This is a genomic window from Streptomyces sp. NPDC020192 (assembly GCF_044388685.1).
Classification (GTDB): domain Bacteria; phylum Actinomycetota; class Actinomycetes; order Streptomycetales; family Streptomycetaceae; genus Streptomyces.
Genome location: NZ_JBIRXG010000002.1, coordinates 195,956 through 219,557 on the forward strand (window position 1 = coordinate 195,956; position 23,602 = coordinate 219,557).

The window sequence follows — 23,602 nt, forward strand, 5'->3', positions numbered from 1 at the left end:
TTCCATCGGGTCACCTGCGTCGATGCCGAGTCTCCGAGGCGGGTGAGGCCCGCGGACAGGTGCGTGGGTACCTTGCCGGGGGCAACCACGCTGCCTTTTCAGGCGTCGACGACGTCCGCCAGATACGGCCCGAACTCGCTCTCCAGGACCAGCCGGCCGAGCTTGCGGTACTCCTGCACCACCGCCGACACCAACTGCCGCATGGTGAGCGGCCCTTCGGCCTCCGCCGCGAGATAGGCGGCCGTCACGGCACACGCCCGGATCGAGCCGCCGGCCAGTTCGAAGCGGTCCGCGCAGAAGCCGAGGTCGAGGTCGGCGGCGCGCGGCAGCCGGTCGCCCAGGCACCGCTCCCACAGGGCGAGACGCTGGGCCGCGTCGGGCATGGGGAACTCCGCCACCACGTCGATCCTGCGGGTGAACGCCTCGTCCAGGTTGGCCCGCAGGTTGGTGGTCAGCACGGCGATCCCGTCGAAGGACTCCATGCGCTGGAGCAGATACGCCGACTCGATGTTGGCATGCCGGTCGTGGGCGTCCTTGACCTCCGAGCGCCTTCCGAAGATCGCGTCGGCCTCGTCGAAGAGCAGCACCGCGTTGACGGCGGACGCCTCGGTGAAGATCCGTTCCAGGTTCTTCTCGGTCTCCCCCACGTACTTGTCGACGACGGTGGACAGATCGACCACGTACAGGTCCATGCCGAGGTCGGCGGCGACCACCTCGGCGGACATGGTCTTGCCGGTGCCCGACTCGCCCGCGAACAGCGCGATCACCCCGCGCCCCCGGCCACCGCCCGGCCGCATCCGCCACTGCCCGAGCACCTGCTCGCGATGGCGCGCGCGTACGGCGAGTTCGCGCAGCCTGCGCCGGGTCGGCGCAGGCAGCACCAGATCCTCCCAGCCGACGTCCGGCTCCACCCTGCGGGCCAGCCGGGCGAGCCCCGCGCCGTTCTGCGCCCGTACGGCCGCGCGCAGATCACCGGGGGAGACAGGACGGCCCGCGAGACCTGCCGTGCGCACGGCGGCACTCGCGGCGCGGCGCAACTGCCCACCGTCGAGCCGGTGCGCGGCGACCGCCCGGGCGAGCGTGTCGACGTCGCTGTCCCCGCGGGCACCGGCCAGGGGGAGCACGGTGCCGTCCGCGGAGCCGCCGGCCAAGGCGCGCGCGTCGGCGTCGGCGTCGAGAGAGACACTGGCCAGGGGGTGCGTGGTTTCGGCGGCGGAGGCGGCGGCCAAGGTGTGCGCGTCAGCGTCAGGAGAGATACCGGCCAAGGCGTGTGCGGTGTCGGCTGCGGAGGCGGTGGCGAGGGGGTGCGCGTTGTCGGCCACGGAGGCGGCGGTCAGGGGGAGCGCGGTGCCGCCCATGGACGCGTCGGTCAAGGCGTGCGTGGCGCCGTTCACGGAAGCACCGGCCAGTGCGAGGGCGTGCCGCCAGCGCGCGGCCTGCCGGTCCGGGGAAGGCGGGGTCACCGGCAGCACGACCGGGGTGTCCGCCGCCCATGCCGGGTCCCAGCCGTCCGTGCCGTGGACGAACAAGGGGATGCCGCGCAGCGCCGCGCACAACTCCCTTGCGCTGCCAGCCCGTTCGGTGGGTGCGGCGGGCAGCTCCTCCAGCGGGCCGAGGACGACACCCGCGCCGGTGAGCCGGGCCTCCAGCGCCGCGACCCGGGCGAGCGCGGGCAGGTCGGCGGCGCGCCGGGTGAGTGCCGCCGCATCCAGGACCAGCGTGCCCAGTCCGGCCGCGCGCAGGGCCGCGGCGGCGAGACCGGGCGCGTCTCCGCCCCGGTCCAGCAGATGCACCAGGCCCGGTCCGGACCGCGCCGCACCGGCTGCCCGCCGTACCTCGTCCGGCTCCGCCGTCGGATCCTCCGTTGCCGTACCGAGGACTCCGGCGAGCCGGGCGTCGGGTGTGCTGTCGCCCAGCAGATGCGCGGTGACCCGGTCCGGGACCACCAACACCCGTGACAGCGGCGGACGTTCAGGCTCGACTACCTCCAGCAGCCCGCCCGTGACCAGCGGTGCCCCGGCCGCGAGCCGGAACCGGGCCCCCGACGCCGGCGCGTGCCCGGCAAGCTCCAGGGCCAGTCCGACCGTCGGCCGACGGCGGGTCAGATCGTCGTTGAGATAGCCGTAGAGCCGCTCGAAGCGGGCGTCCAGGTCCGGGGCCAGCGCGATCAGCAGCAGATCGATGTCGAGCGGAGACAGCCCGAACCGCTCGGCCAGTGTGCCGAGTACGGATCCGGGCGGCGGGGGCTGCGGGTCGTAACCCGGTACATCCGGTACGCCGAGGCCGCCCGGCCCGTCCAGGATCCGCTGGGCCGCCTCCGGGGTGAGGTACTGCCCCCGGTACGGGTCGTCGGGGTCGGGATCGACGGCGCGGCGGGCGGCCACCGCGTACCGGACCCGCTCCTCGACCAGGCGCAGCCGCGCCCACAGCGGGTCCGAGCCGGCGTCCCTGACGGTTTCCTCAAGGTATGTCACGGCTGGCGCCCTCCCCGGCGGCGGCGCGCGGGGGCCGGACGCCGCTCGCGCGGACCGGCGAACCCCTCCTCCGGCCCCGGGTCGCTCACGCCCTCGTACCGCAGCCGGCGGCCCGGTACCGACTCCCCGTCCTCCTGCCGGTGCGCGGAACGCACCACGAGCCCCTCGGTGACCGGCGGCGCGGCGGCCCTGCTCGCTCCGGCCAGCGGCGCGCGCACCCTAACGCCGAGGGACGCCTTCAGCTCGCCGCCGAGCGCAGACCACACGTCGGAGGCGGCCGGCGTGTCGAGCGTGGCGCCGGCGGTGTCCAGGGACACGGTGAGGCCCAACTCGGCGAGCGAACCCGTCAGATGCCGCTCGGGCAGCGCGTCGGCGGCCGCCAGGGTGGCCAGCACCTGGGACAGCAGCCGGTGTTCGTCCTGCGGGCGGCTCGCCCACGCCGTCACCAGGTACGTCAGCTCGTACCAGCGTGGCGGGGTGCGCCGCGCCACCACATAGCCGTCCGCGTCGTACACCTCCCCGGCGCCGCTGCCGCGCCGGGTCGCGTCCTCCCGGATGTCGTACAGGAACACACAGACGGTGGGCGCGGTGCGGCGGGCCGCCCAGTCGCGGGTCGGCGCGTCGAAGACGATCTCGACCCCGGACGTCTCCAGCCCGGCCTCGCCGAGCAGCCCGCGCAGCGCCTCGTCGACCTCGTGGATCACCGGCGGGTCACCTCGTCGGGCGGCTGCACACTGCCGTTGACCACCAGGAAGTCGGTCTTCACCGGGGAGAAGCCGGGGCCGCTCGCGGTGATGGTGCGCGGACCCGTCTGGTCCTTGGCGAGGATCAGCAGCTGGCCGATGAAGGTGCCGTCCGGCTCGGGCACGGTCGGCGCGGCGGCCGCGGTGATCCCCGGCTTCCAGGTGAACCGCACCGGCACGCCCGGCGGGAAGTCCTTGCCGCGCACCGAGGTGACGAAGCCGGGCTTGCCGATCGGCGGCACGGCGACGATCTTCGGCTGGAGGATCCGCAGCGTGGTGTGCGTCCGGTTGTCGTTCGGGTCGGCGTCGGTCCCGGTGGTGGTCAGCACGCCGGTGGCGCGGCCGGTCGTGGCGTGGTCGGGGGAGAGGACCACCCGTACGACCGTGCTGTCGCCGGGTGCCAGGTCCGGGAGCGCACACACCCAGCCGCTGTCGCATCCCGACGGCGGCCCGCCGTCGGGGATCCCGGCGGGCAGCCCGATCCGCAGCCGCAGTCCGGTGGCCAGTGCGTTACGGCCGTTGCGCACGGTGTACGACACCACGACCCGGCCGCCGACATAGCCCGGGTCCGGCTGGGCGGTGACCCGGACCCCGGGACCGGCCTTCGGTGCGGGCGGCGTCGGGGGTGGTGTGGGCGCGGGCGGGGTCGGGGACGGGCTGGGGGTCGGCGGGGCGGCCTTGCGTACCGGTACGACGGTCCGGGCGTTGTTGTCGCCGGGTTCCGGGTCGACGACGCTGCCGGTGACGGACCAGTCGACGGGCTGCTCGCCGACGGTGCGCCCGGTCACCGTGACGGTCACCGGCACGGTCGTGGCCGGCGGCACCACCCCGATGTCGCACTGGAGGGAGGCGGCGTCGCAGGTGCCGCCCGGGCGGCGGATCCGGGTGACGGAGACACCGGCCGGAGGCGCGATGGTCAGCCGGGTGCCGGGGGAGGCCGCCGGGCCGTTGTTGACGACGTCGACGCGGATGTCCGTGGAGTGGCCGACGGTGACCGCGGGCACCGTACCCGGCGCGCGCACGGCCAGGTTCACCGACTGCTGGACGCCGGGCTCCTTCTGACGCCCCGGCAGTTCCAGGGTGAGCGGGGTCAGATGACCGGATGTGACGTTCAACAGATGTAGTTTTTCGGGGCAGTTGGCCGGGGTGTCGGTGCGCGAGCTGAAGACGATGTCGTTGCCGTCCGCCGTCCAGGCCGCGTCGCGCGGCTGGTGCGGGCCGGTGACCGAGGTATCGGGCAGCTCCTGGTGGCAGGCGTCGGCGGTGGAGCGGGCCGACTCGGGCAGCAGCGCCCGGCAGCTGTGGCCGGACACCGAGGTCAGCAGCAGGCCGTTGCGCTCGTTGATCCGGCCGCCGCCGTCCTTCCGGTTGAAGGCGATGAGCCGCCCGTCCGGAGAGAACGCGGGACTGTCGTCGATGACCGTGCAGTCGCCCGGGCAGATCCGCGCGCTCAGATCGCGCTGCTGGTCCAGGGCGTTGACCGGCACGGTCCAGATGTGCTTGTTGCCGCCGCCCCCGCCGATCGTCATGTTCCGGGTGAAGGCGAGCGTCGTGCCGTCGGAGGACCAGGTGGGCTGGGCGTCGCCGCCCGTCTGCTGACCGGCCGGCGGCACGATCTCGTGCAGGATCGTCCCGCTCGTCGCGTCGGCGACGAGGATACGGCCCGGGCCCGAGGCGGAGCCGACGCCGCCCGGCGAAGTCCGCGTGAAGGCAAGGTACTTGCCGTCAGGCGAGAACGTCGGGTCGGTGTCCCAGTCCTTCGGCCCGCGCCCGGCCAGTGGCATCGGCGCCGGGTGGGAGCCGTCGGCGTCCACCGTCCAGATCCGCTCGATCCGGTTGTCCGGACCGCCCTCGAACCGGGTCAACACGATGCGGCGGCCGTCCGGGGTGTAGTTCTGCCGCTCGGTCCACGGGTCGTATCCGGCCGCCGGGTTGAACAGCGGATCCTTGGCCGGATCGGTGTTGGTGTCCGCCGCCGGGTCCTCGTTGAGGATGGTCAGTCCGAGGTCGCGCGGGTCGGCGCCGTCCCTCCGGACGTCCTGGAGGGTCACCACGTGCTCACCGTGCGGGCCCTGCGGCGTGTTGCTTCCCTTCGCCGAGGTGCGGTCCACCACGACGTAACCGCCGTTCAGCGGTCCGACCCAGGTCGGCGTGCCGACCGAGCGGTCCTCGCTGAGCACCAACTCCGGTCCCGTCGCGGGGTTCTGAACCCGGTACACATGGTCCCAGTCGCCCTGGCAGCCACAGGTGCGGTCGGGGCTGAGGAACACCACCCCCTCCCCATCGGGCAGCCAGGCTGCCCCATGGGTCCGCCAGCCGTCCGGTGTGCCGGTGAGCAGCGGCTGGTCCCCGGCCGGGCCGCCGGTCACCCGCAGCCGCGGTCCTGCCGAGGAATCGGCGGTGTAGGTGTACACGATGAGGTCCCGGTGCGCCGGGTCGTCCACCGGGTTCCACACGGGCTCCGTCGCCTTGCCGCCGAGCGCGCCGGTCACCCGGGTCGCGGTGCCTCCGGTCAGCGGACGCACGTAGATTTGCGACCCGAGCGACGCGTCGCTGTTGCCGGAGTACGACAGGCGCCGGCCGTCCGGCGACACGGTCGGGCTCTCCTCGTCGGCCGGCGTGTCGGTCAGCCGGGTCAGACCGGTGCCGTCGGTGCGCACCAGCCACAGGTCGCGCTGCTTCCTGCCGTTCGGGCCGCCCGGCTCCGCCGAGTCGAACACCACCGCCTTGCCGTCCGGGGTCAGCCGCGGATGTGCCGCGTCCCGGCCGCTGGTCAGCTTGCGCACCGACCCGTCGGGGGCGCGCAGATAGATCTGCGGGTTCTTCGCGTCACGGCGGCTCGCGAACACCATCGTGTCGCCGAGTGCCGACGGCTGGACGTCGTAGTGCGCCGGGCCCGCGCCGAACAGCGGCTCGCTGGACCTGGTGTCGACCACCTTGCCGAGACTGCGGTGCCCGGTGCCGGCGTAGGCGATCCGGGTGGCGGAGGCGGCGGTCGCCCGCGGCCGGGCCTCGGCGCTGTCCGGCCCGGAGGCCGCCGCCACCGCGAGCAGCGGGACCAGCAGGAGCAACGACGCGCCGAATCTCCCCAGCCGGCGCTGCCCGCCGGGGCCAGCGGTGCCGTTCACGGTTCCACCTCGCAGTCTCGGAACGCCGGGTGTGCCCTGCCACCGTGCCCCCATGCGCGTGTCGTACGGCAGGGCGGCGGGGCCGTGCCCGGGGGAAGCGAGAACTGCGCTTTCGGGCACCCACCGGACGCCGGGGCGCGCTGCGGACGACTCCGGATGGGGGGGCACCCCGGCCGGGTGGGCTGCGATGGGCTCGGGGGCGTTGGGCGGTCACCGGTTGTCGGGCGTGCTGCTCCGAACCCCGGGGTCACCGGCTGCTGGGAGCGCTGCGGGCGGGCGGCTGCCCGCAGCACGCCCGGAGGCCGAACCGGTGGGTCAGATCAGCCCGTTGCGCAGCGCGTAGCCCACCGCGTGTGCCCGGTTGCGCAGTTGCAGCCGGGTGGTGATCTCGTGCAGCACGTTCTTGACGGTCCGCTCGGAGTAGGCGGTCTTCTGGGCTATCTCGGCGGTGTCGAAGCCCTCCGCCACCAGGCGCAGCATGTCCGCCTCGCGCGCGGTCAGCGTGGACAGGGCCAGGCCGTGCGGATCGAGCACCGAACGCTGCAGACCGCCCACATGGGTCAGTAACCTGCCGAGCAGGTCGCCCGGGAGCACACCCTCACCCTTGGCCATCGCGAGCACCAGATGCAGTAACCGGTCCTGGTCCGCCTCGGCGCGCCGCAGTACCGCGGCGACACCGCACTCGATGACCCGCTGCAGCGCCGCCGACTCGAACGTGCCGACCACCAGCCCGGTGCGGGTGCCGGCGTTGCGCTGCAGCCGTTGCAGCAGGGCTATGACGTCGTCGTCCACGGCGTCGACGACCACGAGCGAGGTCCGCGCCCGGTCCGCCTCGGCCTCGTCGACCAGCTCCACCTCGGGGCGCTGGCGCAGCTGGTGCACGACACCGATGCGCAGCACCAGGTCCTGGGCGTAGACCGCGACGGACACCCGGCGCGGCCGGTCCTCCTGGGCGGAGCGATGCGTGGTCACAGGGGGATGGGTCGCACGGGGCGTGCGGGCGGTCATGAGCGGGTTCTCCTTCACGGAGCCGGACATACTGAGTACCTGTTTCATGACGAGAAGAACGGAGAGAGACGTACGGGGCCAAGGAGGCGCGCGGAACGGGGGGACACTGCCGGCCGGCGGAGCACGCGCCGCGCGGGGTCGCCTCAACTGGCGTGCCGTTCCGTCGAGTTGACGTTGACCGCTGGGGGCATGTCCGCTGCCCGGGTGTTGCCCTCGCACCTCTCGTGACGTCCCGGACCCGGTTCTACGGTCGTGGCGTGACGCCAACTGCAGCCTCTTCCGGACCCGGGGCGCCCGGCCTCGACATCCCCGCCGTGACGGTGATGCCGGGCGGTACCGCCGCCACGAGCCTGACCGTCCGCAACGACAGCGACATCGTCGAGGCGTACACCCTGGAGGTCGTGGGTGACTGCGCGGCCTGGACCACCGTGGAACCCGCACGGGTCTCGCTCTACCCCGGTACCTCCGAGACGGTGACGATCCGGCTGGCCCCGCCGCGCTCCCCTCAGGTGCGGGCGGGTGATGTGCCGCTGGGCGTACGGGTGTTGCCGACCGAGCACCCCGAGTCGGTGACGGTGCCCGAGACCACGGTGCACATCGAGGCGTTCCACGAGCTGCGCACCGAGCTGCTTCCGCGCCGTCGCCGTGGCTGGCTGCGCGGCCGCTACCGGCTGGCGGTGCGCAACGAGGGCAACACTCCGGCCCGGGTGGGGTTCACCCCGGAACAGCGGGGCGAGGAACTGAAGTTCGGGTTCACCCCCGCCGAACTGACCCTGGAGCCCGGGGAGTCGGCGGAGACCCGGCTGCGGGTACGCACCGGCAAACCGGTCTGGTTCGGCAAGCCGGTGGTCTGGCCATTCACCGTGCGCGCCGACGACAGTGCCGAGGCCGAGGAAGAGGGCGAGCGGCCCGGAGCCGTCGTACGGCCGCCGCTGGAGGCGGAGTTCGTCCAGATCCCGGTCTTCCCGAAGTGGCTGCTGGCGCTGCTCGCGGCGCTGATCGCGCTGATCGTGGCCTGGTTCGCACTGGTCCGTCCGGCGGTGCGCAGCGCCGCCAAGCAGGCGGCCGACGAGGTGGTCCAGCCCCGCCCGACCCCCGGCGGGAGCCAGAACGGGCAGTCCCCGAGGACGGGGTCCGGCACCGGGAAGGGCACCGGCACCGGCTCCCGGCCGGGCGGTCAGGGCGCGAACACGGCGCCGGGCGCCGGGGGTGACGGCACCGACGGCACGGTGGCCGGAACCGGGCAGCAGAGTTCGGCCACGATCGACGTACAGACCTCGGGCGGGGCGAACAAGACCGGCACCTATGTGGTCCCGAAGGGCAAGGTCTTCGGTATCACCGATATCGTCGTCGCCAATTTCCAGGGCGACGAGGGGGTCATGACCATCACGTTCGGCGACCGGAAGATCACCACGATCGCGCTGGAGACCTTCCGCAACCAGGACTACCACTGGGTCACTCCCATCAAGATCCCCGAGGACGCCACCGTCACCATGAACGTGACCTGCGCCAAGCCGGGAACGCCGGCCACCGGCCGGCAGGCGACGCAGTGTCATGAGGTCCTGAACGTCAGCGGTGTGCTCAGCGACGTCACACGGTGACGTAGTGCCACCGCACATCGTTCGCTTCGTGTGGGGTAAGGGGAAGGGGTGGCTCCTACTCCGGCCGAAAACCGCCACGGGACTGCATGCAACGTGCATGTTTCGCGTGCGGCCACACATCCCGGAATCCCGGCGCCCGTGCGAGTGCGGTCCTCTGAGGTGAAGTCCCGAGCGCCGTAAGGGAATTGGCCGGTTTACACGCCGCCGTCCGGCGCGCACAGCACGGCGAACGCCTCCTCCAGCAGCCTGCCGAAGTCGTCCACTGCGAGTGATCCGGACTCGGTGTCGCCGCGGGTGTGCATGAGAAGCGCGCCGCGTACGGCGGCCACCGAGGCCCGCGCCAGGACCGAGGCGCGCAGCGCCCGTGGGCGGGGCGGCTCTTCGGGATCGAGGCCGGCGAAACGCTCGGCGAGGGCCGCGGCGATGCCGTCCTCGAAGTCGGTCAGGACATGGGTGCGCCGGGTCTGGCCGGCGAGCGCGCGGGGTGGTGCGCCGACGACGAGGATGGCGAGCCCGCCGTCGAGTCCGGCCGCGGCCGCGTGGAGGCTGTTGAGTACGGCCCTGAGCGGCGGCTCGCCGGCCGGCCGCCGCAGGATCTCCTGCTGGACCAGGGGGACGAAGTCCAGGATCTCGGCGAAGACGAGGTCCTCCTTCGAGGGGAAATAGCGGAAGAACGTGCGCTCGGTGACACCGGCGGCGGCCGCGATGTCCTTGACCGTCGTCTCCTGGTAGCCGCGCTCGGCGAACATCCGGGTCGCCGTCTGGAGCAGAGTGCGGCGTGTTGCGGCCTTCTTCCGGTCCCGCCGTCCCGGCTCGGTCTCCCCTGTCACCTGCTCGCTCACCTGCTCATCCTGCCATGGCCCGGCCACGCCGAGGTTTTGACGTGAGCATGGAAAGTGTCATTCCTGACAGTTTAGGTATCGTGTCAGTCCTGACACTTTTTGGCGGTCGGCCCTCCCGTGGGTTCGAAGCCGCCAGGAGTCCCCACAAGGAGCACCCTTCATGGCTTCCCTGCTCTACCGGATCGGCCGCGGTGCCGTGCGGCGCCGCCGGGCGGTGCTGGCCGCCTGGCTGCTGGTGCTGACCGCCGTGGTCACCTGCGTGATCACCTTCGGTGGCACGACCGACGACGAGTTCACCGTCCCGGGCTCACCCGGCCAGACCGCGATGGACACCCTCAAGCGAGAGCTGCCCTCGGCGGCCGGCACCAGCGCCCAGATCGTCTTCGTCGCGCCCCACGGCCACACCGTCACCGAGCCGCGGTACGCGCAGGCGATCAGCGCCACGATGGCCGATGCCGGTAAGGCCCCGCAGGTCACCGTCGTCACGGACCCGGTGCGCGGCAAGCTCATATCGCCGGACCGCACGACCGCGCTCGGCCAGGTCCGCTACCAGGTCGACCGGGCCGGACTGCACGACGACAGCCTGACCGCGCTGGAGCGGTCCACACGGACCGCGAAGGACGCGGGGCTCACGGTCGAGGTCGGCGGATCCGCCTACGGCAGCACCAGGAGCACCGGGCACACCAAGGAACTCATGGGCGTGGCCGTCGCCCTCGCCGTCCTCATGATCACCTTCGGCTCGCTGTTCGCCGCGGGCATGCCCCTGCTGACGGCGATCAGTGGGGTGGCCGTCACCCTGCTGGGTCTGTCGGCGCTGACCGGGGTGCTGACCATCTCCAGCACCGCGCCCTCCCTGGCCTCGATGCTGGGTCTCGCGGTCGGCATCGACTACGCGCTGTTCATCCTCTCCCGCCACCGCTCCCAGCTCGCCACCGGCATGGACACCGAGGAGTCGGCGGCCCGGGCCACGGCGACCGCGGGCAGCGCGGTGGTCTTCGCCGGCCTGACCGTGATCATCGCGCTGTGCGGCCTGGCCGTCGTCCGCATCCCCTTCCTGACCGTCATGGGTGTGGCCGGCGCTGCCGCCGTACTCGTCGCGGTCGCCGTCTCCACCACCCTCCTGCCGGCGCTGATGGGCTTCGCGGGAGAACGGCTGCGCCCGAAGCCGGGCTCGCGCGCGTCCCGCCGCGAACAGCCGTCCCTCGACGCCGGGCACGGCAGGCGCGAGGCGATGGGTGAGCGCTGGGGCAGGATCGCCATCCGCCGCCCCCTGCTCACCCTCGCGGCCGTACTGATCGGCCTGCTCGCCCTCGCGATCCCCGCCCGCGACCTCCAACTGGCCCTGCCCGACAACGGATCCGCCCCGGCGGGCAGCGGTCAGCGGCAGACGTACGACATCGTCGCCGAGAAGTTCGGCCCCGGCTTCAACGGCCCGCTCCTGGTGCTCGCCGACACCTCGCACGCCGGCAGCCCGCAACAGGCCACGGCCACCCTCGTGCACGACCTGGGGGCCACCGACGGCGTCGCCACGGTCGGCAAGCCGCAGCTCGTGGAGCACGGGGGCGCGGCCGTCATCCAGGTGGTGCCGAAGAGCGGCCCCTCCGACGAGCGCACGAAGAACCTCGTCGAGCACCTCCGCGACGAGGCGCCCGCCTGGCGCGCACAGACCGGGGCCGAGGTGTCGGTCACGGGGACGACGGCCGTGAACATCGACGTCTCCGACCGGCTGGCAAGCTCGCTCGTCCCGTTCGCCCTCGTCGTGGTCGGCCTGTCGCTGCTGCTGTTGCTGCTCGTCTTCCGTTCCGTGGTCGTGCCGTTGAAGGCCGGCCTCGGCTTCCTGCTGTCGGTGGCCGCCACGTTCGGCGTGGTCGTGGCCGTGTTCCAGTGGGGATGGCTCGCGAGCGCGCTCGGCGTCGCGGAGACCGGGCCGGTCGTCAGCATCCTGCCCATCCTGGTGATGGCCGTACTGTTCGGACTCGCCATGGACTATGAGGTGTTCATGGTCAGCCGCATGCGCGAGGCGTACGTCCATGGCGCCGCACCCCGCGATGCCGTCCTGGCCGGCTCCCGCCACGCCTCCCGGGTGGTCACCGCCGCCGCGCTCATCATGTTCGCGGTGTTCGCCAGCTTCGTGCCCGGCGGCAGCACGATGCTCAAGCCGATCGCCTTCGCCCTCGCGGTCGGTGTCCTCGTCGACGCCTTCGTGGTCCGCATGACCCTGGTCCCGGCGGTCCTCGCCCTCGTCGGCCGCGCCGGCTGGTGGCTGCCGAAGTGGCTCGACCGCCTGCTGCCGGACCTCGACATCGAGGGCGACCGACTCGCCGAACACCCGCGACCCACCACCCCGGTCACCCCCGTGCCCACCGCGGCACCCTGACCGTCAGTGCCCGCCTGTGCCGCACGGCGCGCACGCCGCCGTGCGGCACATCGGCTCCGCCGTGGTCAGCGGTGTTCGAGCGGGCCGGCCAGGGTGAGCTGGGGCCAGTCACCGGCCGGCTCCCCGGACCCCGCACGGGATCCGTCGTCCCGCATGTGCACGGGCGGCCGGCTCTCAGTCGGTGGCCAAGGGGACTTCGCCGCCCGTCTTGCCGTAGCCCAGGGCCTCCACGATCCGGCCGTCCTCGACGCGCATGAGGTTCACGCCGCGTACGGAGTCCTGGGGGCCGTCGCCGAAGTGGTAGCGCCAGCGGATCGTCGCCCGGTCGCCGGCGACGGTGACGTCCTCGGGCGCGAACCGGGTGGTGCGGTCGGCCGCGAGCGTCCGCCAGAAGGTGAGGCACGCCTCCCGGCCCTCGTAGCGTTCGCCGTCCGGCGCCGGCTGGATCGCCTCCATCACGCACCCCTCGCCGACGAGGTCGTCGAGCAGATCGGGCTCGTGGTGGACGAAGGCGTGGTTGAACAGATCGATGACGGCCGCGGTCGTGCGAGGTGACATGGTCGCTCCTCGGGGAAGAAACAGCCCGCTGTGGATAGAACGGTCGGTCTACTTGAACCATATAGACCGGTTGATCTACCGGTCAACGGGTGGCAGGCTGGCGCCCATGAAGTCAGGACCGGGACCGCGCGAGCGCCTGCTGGAGGCGGCACAGGAGCTGACCTACCGTCATGGCGTCGGAGTGGGCGTGGACACGCTGCTCAAGAGCGCGAACGTGGCCCGCCGGTCGCTGTACGAGCACTTCGGCGGCAAGGACGGCCTGATCGCGCAGGTGTTGCGGCGCAGCGCCGCCGAGGATGAGGCGTCCTATGAGCGGACCATGCGTGCCGCGGGGGACGATCCGCGCGAGCGCCTGCTGGCCGTCTTCGACGAACTCGGCGCCGTCATCACCGGACCGGACTTCCGGGGCTGCCGCTACCTCGCCGCCGACCTGGCCCTGGCCGACCCCGACCACCCCGCCCACGCCGTCACCCGCCACTACCGCGAACGCGTGACCCGGCTCCTCGCGGCCGAACTGGTCCGGCTCGGCCATCCCCGGCCGGCCCGCGCCGCCGATCAGCTCCTGCTCCTCATCGACGGGGTCATGGCGGCCGGCGCCACCCGCCCCGGCACCGAGCCGGCCGCGTCCGCCCGCGAACTCGCGGAGCGGATCCTTGCGGAGCGGGAGTGACCCCCGGTTCCGAGCGAGTGTGACCCTCGGCTCCGAGGGGGTGCGGTGAGGTCCCTGAACCGCATGAGGGAAACTAGTTGCCTAGTGAAACCACCAGGATCATGGGAAAGGTCCTCCATGCCGTACCTCACCATCGACTACTCCTCCCATCTGGCCGGGTCCTTCGACCGGGCGGCTCTGGTGAAGGAGCTGCACCCGTTCGTGGTCGAGGAGTCCGGTACGACGGGGGTGTGCAAGACGGTGTTCCGGCCGGCCGAGACATACGTCGGGGACCGGCCGAGCGAGGAGACGGCCTTCGTGCACGTCGAAGTGGGGCTCATGCCCGGCCGTCCCGAGGTGCTGAAGGCGCGGATGTCCGAGGGCGTGCTGGCGCTGCTGGACAAACACCTGCGGGTCGAAGGTGTGCCACGGGACGCCGTTTTCTCGGTGGAGATACGAGACCTCTCCGGCTCCTACCGGCTCTCGCCGTCCACGCGCTGACGGACCGTGAATTCGCTTGAGCCCCCTTCCGGTCCCGCACTACGTTGCCCCGGTGGATCTTTTCTCACGTTCCTGGACGGCGTTGCGCGGGGCTGTTGCCGCACTCGCGGACGAGGACTTCGAGCGGCCCTCCGGCTGTACCGGCTGGCTGGTGCGGGACCTGGTCTGCCATCTGGTCATCGACGCCCAGGACGTGCTGATCACCCTGGCCACGCCCGCGACCGGCGAACCGACCGTGGACGCGGTCACCTACTGGAAGCTCGTCGAACCCCCGACCGGTGAGGATCCGCTCGACGCGCTGATCCCCCGGCTGGCCGCCGCCTACGGCGAGCCGAGGTTGCTGACGTTCCACCTGGACGACGTCGGCTCCGCCGCGGGCCGCGCCGCCGGACTCGCCGATCCGTCCGCGCGCGTCAGCACCCAGGACGAGGTACTGACCGTCGGTGACTACCTGTCCGCGTACGTCGTCGAATGGACCCTGCATCACCTCGATCTGATCGCGCATCTGCCGTCGGCCCCCGAACCGCCCGACGAGACCCTCGCGGCGGCACGGGCGTCGCTGGAGCAGATCGCGGGATCCGCGTTCCCCGCCTCGCTCTCCGACAAGGACGTGCTGCTGATCGGCACGGGCCGGCGCGCACCGACCGACGCGGAGCAGAACGCGCTGGGCGATGCCGCCGCGAAGCTCCCCTTCGTTCTCGGCTGAACTCTCCCTCGTCTCCCCGGACTTGGGCGTCCCCGCGCCCGAACACCGGAGATGACTTTCGCACCGGGTCACTACCATGTGGCCACGACACAACCAATCGACCGGAACGCACGGTGCGTTCCGGTCGGGGTCGCCAATGCCAGGGACCGCTCCCCGGGCTGTGGTGATCTTCCTGCCCAGGAGGACCTTCCGCATGTTCCGACGTATTGGCACCACGGTCGTCCGACATCCTGTCTGGACGATCGTGGCGTGGTTGATAGCCGCGGTGGCGATCGTGGCCACCGCCCCGAGTCTGCCCTCGAACAGCGACGAGAGCAGCTTCCTGCCCAAGAGTTACGAATCCATCAAAGCGGCGGATCTCCAGGAAAGGGCGTTCCCCAGCGCCTTCACCCCGTCCGCGATCGCGCTGTACCAGCGCACGGACGGCGGGAAGCTGACCGCCGCCGACAACAAGGACATCGCCCGGATCACCACCGAACTGGGCGGCAAGCACATCGACCAGGTGCAGAAGGTCGTCCCCGGCCCGCCGTCCAAGGACGGCAGGTACTCCATGACCCTGGTCCAGATGGACAGCAAGAACGCCGGCCAGCCCAAACAGGCCGACGCCGCCAAGGTGTTGCGCGACGACGTCAAGCAACTCGCCAAGGGCACACACCTCGACGTCAAGCTCGGCGGCTCCGCCGCGCAGACCCTCGACCAACAGGACTCGTCCAAGCGCGGCCAGGCGCTGATCGGCATCGGCACGTTCGTGATCATCCTGGTGACCCTGCTGATCATCTTCCGGGCGCCGATCCTGGCCGTCCTGCCGATCGTCGTCATCGGCCTGGTGGCGGCCATCGCCAACGGGCTGATCGCGTACGCCACCAAGCTGTTCGACCTGCAGGCCAACAGCTCGATCTCGGCGATCCTGATCGTCGTGCTGTTCGGCGTGGGCACGGACTACTTCCTGTTCCTGATGTTCCGTTACCGCGAGCGCCTGCGCGCCGGTGACGAACCCAAGCTGGCCATGGTCAACGCCGTCGACCGGGTCGGCGAGGCCATCGCCTCGGCCGCCGGGGCCGTCATCATCGCCTTCCTGGCGCTGGTGCTGTCCACGCTGGGCTTCCTCAAGCAGATGGGCCCGGCGCTCGCCATCGCGGTCGGCGCCACCCTGATCGCCGGTCTCACCCTGATGCCGGCCGTGGTCTCGCTCATCGGGCCGAAGGTCTTCTGGCCGTCGAAGTCCTGGCAGCGGGAGCCGGACAACGCCCGGTTCGCCGCCCTCGGCCGGGGCGTGCGGCGCCGCCCGGCGCTGACCGCCGCGGTCTCTGGGATCGTCCTGGTCGTGCTGTCGCTCGGCACCCTCGGCTACAAGGCCACGTTCGACCTGGCGGCGGGCTCCATGCCGAAGACCAAGGAGTCCATGGTCGTCCAGGACCAGATGCAGAAGGCGTACTCGGCGGGCGCCGCGGCACCCACCGACGTCTATCTGTCCAGCACCGACGGCAAGCCGCTGGACAAGACCGCCTTCGCCGCGTACGCGCGGAAGCTCGGGGCCGTGGACGGGGTCGCCAGCGCCCGGATGACCCAGGTCAACCGGGACGGCACCACCGCCGACTTCACCGTCACGCTCAAGTACGAGGCGTCGACGGACAAGGCGATCGACACGGTGGGCCGGGTGCGCGACGTCGCCCACGCCGACGCCCCGGACGGGACCAGGGCCGTCGTCGGCGGCATGTCCTCGATCTACAAGGACTTCAACGCCGCCGTCAACCACGACTACAGGACCGTCTTCCCGGTCGCCGCCGTCCTCATCATGGTCATCCTGGGCCTGCTGCTGCGCAGCGTGGTCGCGCCCTGGTTCCTGATGGCCTCGGTGGGCCTCGGCTTCGGCGCCACGCTGGGCGCCACCGTGTGGATCTTCCAGAAGGGGCAGGGCCACTCGGGCCTGATGGCCATGCTCCCGGTGATCATGTATCTGTTCGTGGTCGCCATCGGCACCGACTACAACATCCTCATGATCGCCCGGCTCCGGGAGGAGGCCCGCGAGGGCCGGGAGCCGCGCGAGGCGGCCGGCATGGCGCTCCGGCACGCCGGACCGACCGTCGCGGCGGCCGGTTTCATCCTGGCGGCGACCTTCGCCACGATGATGCTGGCGGGCAACTCGCTGCTCACGGAGATGGGTTTCGCGGTCTCCTTCGGCATCATCGTCGCGGCCTTCGTCATGGCGATGTTCTTCACCCCGAGCCTCACCGCCCTGATCGGCCACGCGGCATGGTGGCCGGGCCACGGCGACCGGGTCGAGGAGACGACGCCCGGCACGGGCAGCGCGGCCCACGAGTCCGCCCCGACCGCCGGCCCCGACCGCGACTCCGTCGCGGGGCGCCGCACCTAGCGTCGGCCTGAAAGCGGGGGAGTCCTGCCGGTCCGGCGCGCTTCCGGTCCGGCAGGACTCCCGCTCGTGCCGTGCGAAGCCGGGAGCATCCTGGGCGCGAACCAGGACTGAGCGGGCGCCGGTCTGCGCGAACTGGCCCGCAGAGCCCGGCTGTTGAACGCCACCGAGCAGCGCCCCCGCACCGCCATCGAGGTCCGACCGGTCGGGCACCCGTAGCATCGACGCATGGCGATCACCTACGAATGGCGGGGCGACTTCGACAACGCGGCCCTCGACGCCCTGCACGCCGAAGGCTTCGGGTATCCGGCCGCCGGTCGGGCCGACTGGCGTGCGCGGGTGGAGCGGTACAGCCTCGGCTGGGTCTGTGCCCACGAGGACGGCGGCCTGGTCGGATTCGTCAACGTGGCCTGGGACGGCGGGGCACACGCCTTCGTGCTGGACACGGTGGTCGCCCGGGACCGCCGTGGCCGAGGGGTGGGCGCCGGGCTCGTCGCGGCCGCCGCCGAAGGGGCCCGCGTGGCCCGGTGCGCCTGGCTGCACGTCGACTTCGAGGAGGACCTCCGCCCGTTCTACCTCGACGCCTGCGGCTTCAAGGAGACGGCGGCCGGGCTGCTCGCACTGTGATGCCGTACGCGTGATGCCGTCACCAGCGCACCGCCGTGAAGTCGACGGGGCGGGGCCGCAGTTCGCGGGTGCGTACCGCCAGTCGCCGCATCCGCTCGGCCATGTCGTCGGCGGGCAGATGCCGTCGGTCGCCGTGGCCCGGCAGCAGCCACTCGAAGCGCAGCCGGGCGGCGGTCCGGGCCAGCGAGGCGGCCAGCTCGCGGATGGAGTACCAGGTGACACTCTCGGCCACCTCGATGTCCCCCGTGCCGCGTGACCAGTAGAAGCTGTCGCCGCTGAAGCAGTACCGCTCGTCCGCGACGAACAGCACACTGCCCTTCGTGTGCCCGGGCAGTGGGTGAGCGATCACTCCGTCGGCGATCTCCGCCGGATCGGTCCCGCGAAGCACCCGGTCGGCGTCCGGAGCGGCGTCGAGGTCACCCTCGTGGATCCACAGCCGGGCACCGAGCCGGTCGGCGTACCCGCGGCCGTGGGCGGCGTGGTCGCGGTGGGTGAGCAGGACGTCGGTGACGGGACCCAGCGCCGCGTAGCGCGCCGCCAGTGCGGTGCTCCAGCGCGGGGTGTCCACCAGCATCGCGGTGCCGTCCGGGCGGCGCAGCAGATAGGAGTTGGCGCCCGCGTTGTGCGGGGAGTTGTGCCCGCACAGGGACACGGCGTCGTCCAGGGCCAGCGGGAAGGGGTCCTGGGCCGTGTCCAGCCGCCCGGCCGCAGGGCGGATGGCGCGGGTGTGGCAGGCGTGCGCGGCGGCGTGGATCTGCCGGAGCTCGGTCTCGCCGCTCGGCCGGCGCAGGACGGCCGAGCGGCCGCCGACCTCGCCGATCAGACCGGGGGCCAGTTGCCGGGCGACGTCGCAGTTCGTGCACCGCTCGTTCACGTACCACCCGTCCTGCAACCGCACGTCACCCATGGTCCGTTCCTCTCCGTACCGCGCTCGCCGACCGTCGGCTCCCCTCCAGGGGTATCCCGCGCCGGGCGGAAACCGGAAGGGGGTCCGGATCTTGTGCTTACGACTGCCCGCTGCTCTTGAAGGTGACCTTGACGGGCTGAATGTTACCGGTAACATCATTTCCTGTCGGAGCCGAGGCGTTCCGGTGAACCGCGCACCACCAGTTCATTCCCACTCCGTGTTCCCCACGCGAAAGGTGTGCTGTGCCGCGGAAGACACGAGGCTTCGACGACCGGCGCCCGGTACTGAGCTCGGCCGGCACCTCCACCACCTCCGACAGGCCCGTCTTCAGTCCGGCGGCCGTGGCCGCCTCGTGCGTCGGCTTCGTTCTGATCGGCGCGCTCCAGGCGCTGTACGGGCCGTCGATCCCGGCCTTCCGCCGGGAGTTCGGGCTCAGCCCCTCGGCGGCCGGCCTGGGGCTGAGCGCCCACTTCGTCGGTGGCGTGGCGGGCGTGCTGCTCTTCGACCGGCTGTACGGGCGGCTCGGCAACCGGCAGATCCTCGGTGCCTCCTACCTGCTGATGGCCGTCGGCGCGGCGGGCTTCGCCTGGGCGCCGAACTGGCCCGTGGCGCTGGCCACCGCGCTGCTCGCCGGGCTGGGCTTCGGCGGCATTGACTACGGCCTCAACCAGCTCTTCGCGGTCGGCTTCGGCCATCGCTCGACGGCCATGCTGAACATCCTCAACGCGCACTTCGGCATCGGGGCGATCCTGGGCCCCGCCCTGGTCGGCGCGGCCGGTGCCGAGCACTACCCGGCGATCTTCCTCGGCTTCGCCCTGGCCAACCTGCCGTTGCTGCTGTGCCTGAAGGGCGTACGGGACCGTGCTCCGCAGCCGTCGGACTCCGCCGGGGACGCGGGCGGCGGTCGGGCGCTCGGCCGCAGCCTGGCCTCGGTGCTCGCGGTGTTCGTCGCCGTGTACGTCCTGCACGTCGGCATCGAGGCGGGCGTCGGCGGCTGGGAGCCCACCCACCTGGAGGCCGTCGGCTACGGCGCCGGTACCGCGGCGACGGCCACCTCCGTGTACTGGCTGATGATGACCGTCGGCCGGTTCCTCGTCGCCCCGATCGCGCTGCGCTTCAGCCCGCAGGCCATCATCACCGTCTCCTGCGCGGGCATGACCTGCTGTCTGCTGCTGGCCCCCGTGGCCGGGCTCGCCCCCTACGCGTACGCCGGGGTCGGTCTGTTCATTGCGCCGATCTTCCCCACCGGACTGCCCTGGCTGCACCGCGCGGCACCCCGGGCCCGCCGGGCGGGCGCGCTGGTCATCGCCGCGTCCATGGTGGGCGGTGTCGCGGCCGGCCCGGCGCTCGGCAAGGCCATCGAGTGGTCCGGGGTCCGTGCCGTACCGCTCCTGCTGGGCGCGACCTCCACCCTGTGCCTGGCCGCCACCCTCTGGCTGATCCGCGCCACCCGCCCGCGCTGAACCTCCACCGGTCCGCCCCCGACGGCACCCTCGCCCTGCCGCGCCACCCGACGGAGAACCCCTGATGCCCCTCCCGCACACCCTGCGCGTCCCGCGCCCCGCCGCGGCACCGCTCACCGGCCGTCTGCCGTTCGCGGACGCACCCGGCGTGCCCGACCCCATCGAGGTCACCAGCCGGTGTCTCACCCGCGGCGGCCGCCCCTGGTTCCCGGTCTCCGGTGAGTTCCACTACTCCCGTTACCCGGCGGGGGAGTGGGAGGAGGAGCTGCTGAAGATGAAGGCGGCCGGGGTGACGGCCGTCGCCTCCTACGTCATCTGGATCCACCACGAGGAGACCGAGGGCCGTGTCCGCTTCGACGGAGACCGCGACCTGCGCCGGTTCGCGCAGCTCGCCGCCCGGCACGGCCTGGACTTCGTCCCCCGCATCGGACCCTGGTCGCACGCCGAGGTGCGGAACGGCGGACTGCCCGACTGGGTGCTGGCCCGCGACTGCGCCCCGCGCACCGACGACCCCGCCTATCTCGAACCCGTCCGCACCTGGTTCGCGGCCCTCGCCGAGCAGCTGCGCGGCCTCGACCGCGCGCACGGCGGCCCGATCGTCGCGATCCAGATCGAGAACGAGCTGTACGACCGGCCCGGCCATCTGCTGACCCTGAAGCGGATGGCGCAGGAGGCCGGACTGAGCGCGCCGCTGTGGACGTCGACGGCCTGGGGCGGTGTCCAGCTCCCCGGCGAGGAACTGCTGCCGCTGTACGGCGGTTACCCGGAGGCCTTCTGGACCGAGGCCGACGGCGGCTGGCCCGACACCTGCCGCAAGCACTTCTTCTTCACCCACCAGCGTGACGACGAGGGCATCGGCGCCGACCTGCGCCCCACCGCCGTGCGTGGCGGCGACCCGGAGGCCCACGCGGACCGCTTTCCGTGGGCCACCTGCGAGCTGGGCGGGGGCATGGCCGTGGCCTACCACCGCCGGCCGCGCGTGGACGCCGCCGACATCGGCGCGCTGGGCCTGACGAAGATCGGCTGCGGTTCGGTGTGGCAGGGCTACTACATGTTCCACGGCGGCACCAACCCGGCGGGTGAACGGACCTCCCTCCAGGAGTCGCACGCCACCGGCTACCCCAACGACCTGCCCCTGCTGACGTACGACTTCCAGGCCCCCTCGGCGAATACGGCCAGGTCCGGCCCTCGTACCACGAACTGCGGCTCCAGCACCTGCTGTTGGCCGACTTCGGGGAGCGGATCGCGCCCATGCGGTCCGTACTGCCCGAGCGGCGGCCGGCCGGGCAGCACGACCGGGACACCCTGCGCTGGGCCGTGCGGGCCGACGGCACCTCGGGCTTCCTCTTCGTCACCAACCACCAGCCCCACGAACCGCTCCCGCCGCACACGGAGACGTCCTTTCACCGTGGAGTTCCCCGACGCCCCCGCGCTGACCCTGCCGAGCACACCCGTCACCGTCCCCACGGGCGCCTACTTCTGCTGGCCGCTGCGCCTCGACATCGCGGGCCTGCTCCTGGACTGGGCCACCGCCCAGCCGGTGTGCACGGTCGAGGAGCACGGACGTACGGTCCTGGTGCTGGCCGCGACGGACGGCATCGCACCCGAACTCGCCCTGCGTGCCGACACGTTGAGGTCGGTGAGCAGCCCGAGCGGGGAGACCGTCACGGCCGGGGACCGCGTGCTCGTCACCGGTCTGCGACCCGGTACCGACGCCCTGGTCGAGGCGGAGACGGCGGACGGTACCCGGGTCGGCCTGCTGGTGCTCGACGCGGCGGCCGCGCGCACCGTCTACACGGGCACCGCCTGGGGCGCCGAGCGACTGCTGCTCAGCGCCGACCCCGTCGTCTTCGACCACGACGAGGTCCGCGTGCACGGCGCCGCAGCCCAGCCGGCCTTCGCGGTGCTGCCCGCTCCGGACAAGCCCCTTGTGGTGGCCGGCGCCACGGTGAAGGAGGCGGCGGACGGCGTCCTCACCCGCTACACGCTCGTCACGCCCGAGCCCGCAACCGAGTTCCCGGTGACGGCCACACCGGTGCGGGCCGCCGGAGCGGCACCCGTGACCGTGACCGGTGTGCAGGGCCGGGCGAGCGTGCCCGACGACACGCACTTCGACACCGTCGCCGCCGAGTACCGCATCGACCTGCCGGAGACCGTCCTGGCCGGGGCGGACCGCACGCTGCTGCGCCTGACCTGGACCGGGGACGTGGCCCGCGCCTACGTCGGGGACCGGCTCGTCGCCGACCAGTTCCACTCCGGGCGGCCCTGGGACATCGCCCTCGACCGGCTCCCCGCCGAAGCCCTGCGAGGCGAGGGGCTGCGCGTGCGGGTCCTGCCGCTCGCCGTCGACGCCCCGGTGTATGTGCCCGCCGCCGCGGACACCGACCGGGGTACGGCCGTGATCCACCGGGCCGAGCTGCGGACCACCCGGGTCCGGGCGGTCCGCGCCGGCTGAGCCGGCTGGTCATGACACGGGCCCGCACGGCCGCCTCTCCCGCCCGGCCTATCCTGGAAACCGCCGGGCGGGAGAGGACCGCCGTATCGGGGCCGCCGTATCGAGGCCGGAGGACACACACCCGTATGACCGCATCCACCGCCGAGGGCACGGGTCCCCAGCGGCGCAGCCGGCGCAACTTCGCGGGAAGCCGTCCCGTGATGGACGACGTGGCGAAGCTGGCCGGCGTGTCCAAACAGACCGTCTCCCGGGTGCTCAACGACCACCCGGCCGTCCGCGCGGAGACCCGCGAGGCGGTGCTGGAGGCGATGCGGACGCTCGGGTACCGACCCAGCCGCAGCGCGCGGTCGCTGGCCAGCGGCCGCTCCGGGATGCTCGGGGTGATCTCCTTCGACGCGGCGCGGTTCGGGCCCGCGTCGATCCTGACCGCGATCAACAGGGCTGCCCAGGACGCCGGTTACCTGGTCAGCTCCATCGCCCTCGACACCGCCTCGCGTGAGACGGTGGTACGGGCCCTGGACCGGCTCTCGGCCGAGGGCGCCGAGGGCGTCATCGCCATCGCCCCGCAGCGCCCGGTCGGCAAGGCGCTGGCCGAGGCGCCGCTCGACACGCCCATGGTGGTGCTGGAGAACGACCTCGGGGAGGGCACCCCGCTCGTCACCGCGGACTCCACGGCCGGTGCGCGCGCCGCCACGGAGCATCTGCTGAGCCTCGGCCACACCACCGTCTGGCACATCGCGGGCCCGCACGGCTGGACCTCCGCCGAGCTGCGCGCGGCGAGCTGGCGGGCCACCCTGGAAGCGGCCGGCGCGCGGGTCCCCGAACCCATCTTCGGTGACTGGAGCGCCGACTCCGGCTACGCGCTGGGCCGCCGGCTGGCCGAACGCCCCGAGGTCACGGCCGTGTTCGTGTCCAACGACCAGATGGCCCTCGGCGTGCTGCGTGCCTTCCACGAGGCCGGGCGCGGCGTCCCGGACGAGGTCAGCGTGGTGGGCTACGACGACATTCCCGAGGCCGCGCACTTCCTGCCGCCGCTGACCACCGTGCGCACGGACTTCGCCGAGATCGGCACCCGTTCCCTGCGGCTCCTGCTGGACCGCATCGACGCAGAGAGCACGGTGCGGGCGGCCCCCGTCGTCCCCGTGGAGCTCGTCGTCCGCCGCAGCACCGGCCCCGCCCCGGCCCGCTGACC

At 72.6% G+C, this 23,602-nt stretch carries 16 protein-coding genes and 1 pseudogene; 10 read left to right on the forward strand and 7 right to left on the reverse strand.

Features of this window, described 5'->3' with window-relative positions:
• Positions 1–98 precede the first annotated feature (98 nt).
• The 4 genes from ACH47Z_RS05335 to ACH47Z_RS05350 form a co-directional block, all read right to left on the reverse strand.
• Entirely contained in the window at positions 99–2,474 is a 2,376-nt protein-coding gene (locus tag ACH47Z_RS05335) for an AAA family ATPase (RefSeq protein WP_399070715.1), read from the reverse strand.
• Positions 2,471–3,178 (reverse strand): DUF4255 domain-containing protein, encoded by a 708-nt coding sequence (locus ACH47Z_RS05340; RefSeq protein ID WP_399070717.1) that lies wholly within the window; start codon positions 3,176–3,178, stop codon positions 2,471–2,473. Before ACH47Z_RS05340 ends, ACH47Z_RS05335 begins: the two co-directional genes overlap by 4 nt.
• Positions 3,175–6,345 carry a hypothetical protein gene (locus tag ACH47Z_RS05345; RefSeq protein WP_399070719.1) on the reverse strand — a complete coding sequence of 1,057 codons (3,171 nt, stop codon included), beginning with the start codon at positions 6,343–6,345 and terminating at the stop codon, positions 3,175–3,177. Before ACH47Z_RS05345 ends, ACH47Z_RS05340 begins: the two co-directional genes overlap by 4 nt.
• 315 nt (positions 6,346–6,660) lie before the next feature.
• Entirely contained in the window at positions 6,661–7,383 is a 723-nt protein-coding gene (locus ACH47Z_RS05350; RefSeq protein ID WP_399070721.1) for a response regulator transcription factor, read from the reverse strand.
• A 293-nt stretch (positions 7,384–7,676) separates the two neighbouring features.
• Here ACH47Z_RS05350 and ACH47Z_RS05355 point away from each other — a divergent pair, with 293 nt between their 5' ends.
• Positions 7,677–8,954: a hydrolytic protein gene (locus ACH47Z_RS05355; protein WP_399071372.1), complete on the forward strand. Its 1,278-nt coding sequence runs from the start codon at positions 7,677–7,679 to the stop codon at positions 8,952–8,954.
• A gap of 194 nt (positions 8,955–9,148) precedes the next feature.
• Here the strand turns inward: ACH47Z_RS05355 and ACH47Z_RS05360 are convergent, their stop codons facing one another.
• Entirely contained in the window at positions 9,149–9,796 is a 648-nt protein-coding gene (locus ACH47Z_RS05360; protein WP_399070723.1) for a TetR/AcrR family transcriptional regulator, read from the reverse strand.
• Between the two features lie 160 nt (positions 9,797–9,956).
• On the opposite strand from ACH47Z_RS05360, the gene ACH47Z_RS05365 reads away from it, so the two are divergent.
• Positions 9,957–12,173, forward strand: a complete 2,217-nt coding sequence (locus tag ACH47Z_RS05365) for an MMPL family transporter (protein ID WP_399070725.1) — start codon at positions 9,957–9,959, stop codon at positions 12,171–12,173.
• A 174-nt stretch (positions 12,174–12,347) separates the two neighbouring features.
• On the opposite strand, the gene ACH47Z_RS05370 is transcribed toward ACH47Z_RS05365, so the two are convergent.
• On the reverse strand, positions 12,348–12,731 hold the full coding sequence (locus ACH47Z_RS05370) for a nuclear transport factor 2 family protein (RefSeq protein WP_399070727.1): 384 nt from the start codon (positions 12,729–12,731) through the stop codon (positions 12,348–12,350).
• Between the two features lie 106 nt (positions 12,732–12,837).
• Between ACH47Z_RS05370 and ACH47Z_RS05375 the strand changes: the two genes are divergently transcribed.
• The 5 genes from ACH47Z_RS05375 to ACH47Z_RS05395 all read left to right on the forward strand — a co-directional run bounded on the left by ACH47Z_RS05375 (position 12,838) and on the right by ACH47Z_RS05395 (position 17,585).
• On the forward strand, positions 12,838–13,401 hold the full coding sequence (locus ACH47Z_RS05375; RefSeq protein WP_399070729.1) for a TetR/AcrR family transcriptional regulator: 564 nt from the start codon (positions 12,838–12,840) through the stop codon (positions 13,399–13,401).
• 117 nt (positions 13,402–13,518) lie between these two features.
• Positions 13,519–13,881, forward strand: a complete 363-nt coding sequence (locus ACH47Z_RS05380) for a 5-carboxymethyl-2-hydroxymuconate Delta-isomerase (protein WP_399070731.1) — start codon at positions 13,519–13,521, stop codon at positions 13,879–13,881.
• 52 nt (positions 13,882–13,933) lie between these two features.
• A complete protein-coding gene (locus ACH47Z_RS05385; protein ID WP_399070733.1) occupies positions 13,934–14,587 on the forward strand; it encodes a maleylpyruvate isomerase N-terminal domain-containing protein in 654 nt (217 codons plus the stop codon).
• A 193-nt stretch (positions 14,588–14,780) separates the two neighbouring features.
• Positions 14,781–16,961 (forward strand): MMPL family transporter, encoded by a 2,181-nt coding sequence (locus ACH47Z_RS05390; protein WP_399070735.1) that lies wholly within the window; start codon positions 14,781–14,783, stop codon positions 16,959–16,961.
• A gap of 225 nt (positions 16,962–17,186) precedes the next feature.
• Complete coding sequence (locus ACH47Z_RS05395) at positions 17,187–17,585, forward strand: GNAT family N-acetyltransferase (protein ID WP_399070737.1); 399 nt, start codon at positions 17,187–17,189, stop codon at positions 17,583–17,585.
• Between the two features lie 19 nt (positions 17,586–17,604).
• Here ACH47Z_RS05395 and ACH47Z_RS05400 read toward each other — a convergent pair whose 3' ends face one another.
• On the reverse strand, positions 17,605–18,492 hold the full coding sequence (locus ACH47Z_RS05400) for an MBL fold metallo-hydrolase (protein ID WP_399070739.1): 888 nt from the start codon (positions 18,490–18,492) through the stop codon (positions 17,605–17,607).
• A gap of 284 nt (positions 18,493–18,776) precedes the next feature.
• On the opposite strand from ACH47Z_RS05400, the gene ACH47Z_RS05405 reads away from it, so the two are divergent.
• From ACH47Z_RS05405 to ACH47Z_RS05415, 3 genes and pseudogenes are all read left to right on the forward strand, one after another.
• On the forward strand, positions 18,777–19,955 hold the full coding sequence (locus ACH47Z_RS05405) for an MFS transporter (RefSeq protein WP_399071374.1): 1,179 nt from the start codon (positions 18,777–18,779) through the stop codon (positions 19,953–19,955).
• Between the two features lie 64 nt (positions 19,956–20,019).
• Positions 20,020–22,410: pseudogene (locus tag ACH47Z_RS05410) on the forward strand (beta-galactosidase).
• A gap of 125 nt (positions 22,411–22,535) precedes the next feature.
• Positions 22,536–23,600, forward strand: coding sequence for a LacI family DNA-binding transcriptional regulator (locus ACH47Z_RS05415; RefSeq protein ID WP_399070741.1), 1,065 nt, complete (start codon positions 22,536–22,538; stop codon positions 23,598–23,600).
• Positions 23,601–23,602: the final 2 nt, after the last annotated feature.